Genomic DNA, 3,596 nt, shown 5'->3' on the forward strand with positions numbered 1-3,596 from the left:
GTTTAAATACAACATTAATTATTATGGAGAATTGGATCCAAGTAACGGAGTACTGGAATGACAAAGGAGAGATGCTGGAATGACAAGAAAAGGATGCGCTGGGGTGGAAAAAGGCTAATTGGAGATACCATTATAAAGTGATATTAGGTCCCAGCATCAGCTACTTGGATAACTTCCCTGTTTTTGGAGCAAAATTGGCCATAACTCAACGCACTTTTTTCTAAAATAAACGTCTGTGTAATTGCAAAGCTGCGGTATCTAACTCAAATCTATGTTGACATGTCCCATTTTACGCTTATCCCTGACCTCTTTCTTTCCGTATGTGGTTAAGCTAGCTTTTTTGTTGCTTAAATACTTGTGGAAATCATATATATCACTACCTATTATATTCTTCGTCATGCAAGGAAAGCGTAACGCTACTTCCTGCATAGGTAACCCACATATTATCCTAACCAATTGCTCAAACTGACTAACATTACATGCATCCAAGCTCCAGTGGCAGGAATTGTGAGGTCTTGGAGCTAGTTCATTAACTAGCAGCTCATTATTTTTAGTAATGAAAAATTCAATAGCAAGGATTCCTATTACATCAAGCGCATCTGCTATTTTCTCTGAGGTTTGTCGTACCTCTTGAGCTAATTTACTATCTATTTTAGCTGGCACTGTTGAAGTGTCAAGTATTCCATCAACATGGTGGTTTTCTGCTATAGGAAAAAAAGTTATCTTACCATTTTTATCTCTTGCAACAATTGTTGAAACCTCCTTCAGTAAATCAACACCTGCTTCGAGAATATACTTTGTGTTCCAATCAAAGAAAACAAATTGTTTCGCTTCAGAATCATTCCCGATAACATATTGTCCTTTTCCATCGTAACCCATTTCTGTTGTTTTCAGCCTTATTGGGTAGCCAAAAGTCCTACTGCTTTCTAATAGCTCATCATAATTTCGTATATTTTTATAACCAACGGTCTTTATACCCAAACCTCTAATAAAGTCTTTTTCTCTCAGCCTGTTCTGTGAAATATGTAATGCTTTTTTACCCGGGTAAAAATCTGCATGCTGTAATATAATATCAACTGCGTCACAAGGAATATTTTCAGATTCAATAGTAACTAAATCCACGCTCTGTGCAAAAGATACAAGTGCCTTCTTATCAGAAAAATCTGCTATTGTTACACTACCAGCAACAGAGCAAGCTGGATCATCCTTAGCATAGGCAAAAATATGTGTTTTTTGTCCAAGTTTTGTTGCAGCAATAGCAGTCATCTTACCTAATTGTCCACTACCTATTATCCCTATTACTCTTTCGCCTAGCATATCTGATCCGTCTATATTACCACTGCTAATTAGAATACGATAACATGCTTGAAGAATCCATGAAAATGTGTATAATTAGGTGTTGTTTTCTTAAATCATAATATGGCTCTAGAATACACACTTACTACTAACTCTGTTGAAGTTACAGTTTTGCCAGTTTACATCGAGGAGCAATCTATTCCTTATGAAAATTGCTATGTGTGGATATACAATGTTAAGATAAAAAATAAAAGCTCGTCAACTATCCAATTGCTGAGCCGCCATTGGCAGATAATAGATTACAAAGGGAAGGTAAATGAAATTGCAGGTGCTGGTGTTATTGGAGAGCAGCCTGTGATAAAACCTGGAGAAGTATTTAGGTATACGAGCGGGACATACTTAAACGCACCATCGGGAGTAATGCAAGGTAGGTACGAATTTCTAAACGAAGAAAACACAAAAATCTTTGAGGTCATGATACCGCCTTTTTCTCTGGACAGTCCATACATAAACTCTAGACCACACTAGATCAGTGGACTCATAAAAATTCATTTTTTATTCCCATCGTCAAGTTTAAACAAGATCATTGTGGAGATTAAGCCGATAGTAACTATCATTAACGAAAATGGGGCAGCCTCTCTGTAACGCTCATCGCTTACAAGCTCATATATTCTAGTTGATATAGTTTCAAAATTAAACGGCCTTATAATGAGTGTTGCCGTGAGTTCCTTGATAGTATCCATAAACACGAGCAAAAACCCCGACAGTATACTTTTCCTGATGAGAGGAATATGAACATTCAGACACGTGGAAATAGGTCCATGGCCCATAGTATACGCGGTCCACTCAATTTCATTTGGTGTTTTTTTGAGCCCTGATTCTATTGCTTTAAAAGATATAGCAAAAAAACGAAATAAATAAGAGTAAATCAAAGCGCCAACAGTTCCTATTAGGCTCACTTCTACTATATATTGGGTAATAAAAGAAGATATCTTGCTTAAAAATATTATTATACTAATTGCAATAATTGCGTTTGGAATTGCGTAGCCTAGAGAAATAAGACGTGCTACGCTACTAATTGCCCTATTTTTACGTGCCGCATACCCAATCATTATTGCAATGCTAATCGAGATTAGTGCGGTAACAAATGATAAACTAAAGCTATTTGCTATTATGCTATAGAATCTTGCCTCATATATGAAAAATCCCTTCTCTATACACCAATATGTTAGTGGAATGATTGGTAAAGCAAAACCTATTAATATTGGCAATACACACATGATATAAGCAAAGATCAATGGCGCAGTACCATTTATATTGCGTTTGCTGTGGTAATCTGAATTAGCATTGATTGCGGAATAGGAAATTCCCCTTTTTTGCAGGATTTTTTCAGTAGTTATTAGTGTTGCAATGAAGATCAATTCTACAACTGCTAAAACAGTAGCTGAATATTTATCATGCAGCAAAAACCAGGTGCGATATACTCCTGTTGTAAAAGTGTCAATTGCAAGAAACTGTGGTGTACCAAAATCCGTAATTACTTCCATTAGTACCAAGGATAATCCAGCTATAATTGATGGATGTATAGAGGGTATTATGACAGAAAATAAGCTATGCAGCGAGGAGAACCCAAGTGTCGATGCAATAGTAACTGAATTGCTAACGTTCCTTAGACTTGAGCGAACTAATATGTAAACGTATGGATATAAACTGAATCCCATCACTAATATTCCACCGCCTAAAGATTTGATCTCAGGAAACCAATAATCGCCTTTGCTCCACTCTAAAATTTCTCTTAACAAACTCTGAATCGGACCTGAAAACTCTAGCGTGTTTACATAGACAAACGCTACTATATATCCAGGAATCGATAGCGGAAAAAATAAAGCAATTTCAAAAGCTCTACTCCCAGGAAATGAAAAAAATGTGGTGAGCCAAGCTGGTATCACTCCAAATATAAAAGATATACTTCCAACCCCCACCATCAAAACTAACGTATTCAGTATATATTCAGGAAAAAGTGTACTGACTACCCACCCAGAATCCGCTGATTTTGTAAATAGAATCGACATTAACGATAATATAGGGCAAATAAATAATATACTTACTAGAGATAAGAATATATTTTTTAATATTCTTAAAAGCATTAAATTAAATCCACACTTAATATTAAAATGTTATATGCAAAAGCTGAAGATATCCAGAGCTGATCTATTGAATATCTTTTAATTTTATATATTATATTCTAAGTTGATAAGTTAATAATCATGAGCTTTGTTATAGTAACTTTTTACCATTTT

At 35.5% G+C, this 3,596-nt stretch carries 3 protein-coding genes; 1 reads left to right on the forward strand and 2 read right to left on the reverse strand.

The window, feature by feature from the left end:
• Positions 1-258: 258 nt before the first annotated feature.
• Positions 259-1,317: a 5-(carboxyamino)imidazole ribonucleotide synthase gene (locus tag IHO40_RS05405; protein WP_255586018.1), complete on the reverse strand. Its 1,059-nt coding sequence runs from the start codon at positions 1,315-1,317 to the stop codon at positions 259-261.
• A 102-nt stretch (positions 1,318-1,419) separates the two neighbouring features.
• Here IHO40_RS05405 and apaG point away from each other — a divergent pair, with 102 nt between their 5' ends.
• Positions 1,420-1,824 carry a Co2+/Mg2+ efflux protein ApaG gene (gene apaG / locus IHO40_RS05410; protein ID WP_225537116.1) on the forward strand — a complete coding sequence of 135 codons (405 nt, stop codon included), beginning with the start codon at positions 1,420-1,422 and terminating at the stop codon, positions 1,822-1,824.
• Between the two features lie 20 nt (positions 1,825-1,844).
• Here the strand turns inward: apaG and IHO40_RS05415 are convergent, their stop codons facing one another.
• On the reverse strand, positions 1,845-3,443 hold the full coding sequence (locus IHO40_RS05415) for an ABC transporter permease (RefSeq protein WP_225537117.1): 1,599 nt from the start codon (positions 3,441-3,443) through the stop codon (positions 1,845-1,847).
• Between the last annotated feature and the right edge of the window lie 153 nt (positions 3,444-3,596).

It is taken from the genome of Wolbachia endosymbiont of Mansonella ozzardi (genome assembly GCF_020278625.1).
Classification (GTDB): Bacteria; Pseudomonadota; Alphaproteobacteria; order Rickettsiales; family Anaplasmataceae; genus Wolbachia.

Coding starts and splice junctions, on each gene's coding strand:
- IHO40_RS05405 (WP_255586018.1), bottom strand. CDS start 1,317: ATGCTAGGCGAAAGAGTAATAGGGATAATAGGTAGTGGACAATTAGGT.
- apaG (WP_225537116.1), top strand. CDS start 1,420: ATGGCTCTAGAATACACACTTACTACTAACTCTGTTGAAGTTACAGTT.
- IHO40_RS05415 (WP_225537117.1), bottom strand. CDS start 3,443: ATGCTTTTAAGAATATTAAAAAATATATTCTTATCTCTAGTAAGTATA.